We start from the raw sequence: 446 nt of genomic DNA on the forward strand, positions 1-446 counted from the left end.
CGACGGACGGTCGCGCCGCGCACGACGCCGCCGACGCCGCCGTGGTGCGCTCCGCGGTGGGCGACGGCGCGCCCGGCGCGGCGACCGACCGCGGCGCGCCCGGTGGCGCGACGGGCGGCGGAACCCACGCCACGCCTGCGCCACCCGCGTCGGGCCCGGCCTCCGGCGTGCCCGCGACGATCGTCGTGGCCGCGCCGGCGCCGGGCGCTCCGGCGGCCCCGGGCTCGCCGCTCGCCGCGCCGGGCGCCGCCGGCCTCGTCGGGTCGCCGGCCGTCGTCACCGGGGGGTCCGCGATCGCGCTCGCCCCGCCGGCCACGGAGCCGCGCGCCGGCACGGCGCCGTCCACGAGCGTTGCCGCGGTCGCCGTCCCGACCCGCGCGGGCGGGCCCGCGGCGGCGGCCACCGCGCCCGGCTCGACCGGCGGCCCGGTCCCGGCGTCGGTGCCC

At 86.8% G+C, this 446-nt stretch carries 1 pseudogene; it reads left to right on the plus strand.

What is annotated here, in order from left to right:
- Positions 1–167 precede the first annotated feature (167 nt).
- A pseudogene (locus SK069_RS20165) lies at positions 168–446 on the plus strand (hypothetical protein); the annotation flags it as partial.

The sequence above is a fragment of the Patulibacter brassicae genome (assembly GCF_033949425.1).
Taxonomy (GTDB): Bacteria; Actinomycetota; Thermoleophilia; order Solirubrobacterales; family Solirubrobacteraceae; genus Patulibacter; species Patulibacter brassicae.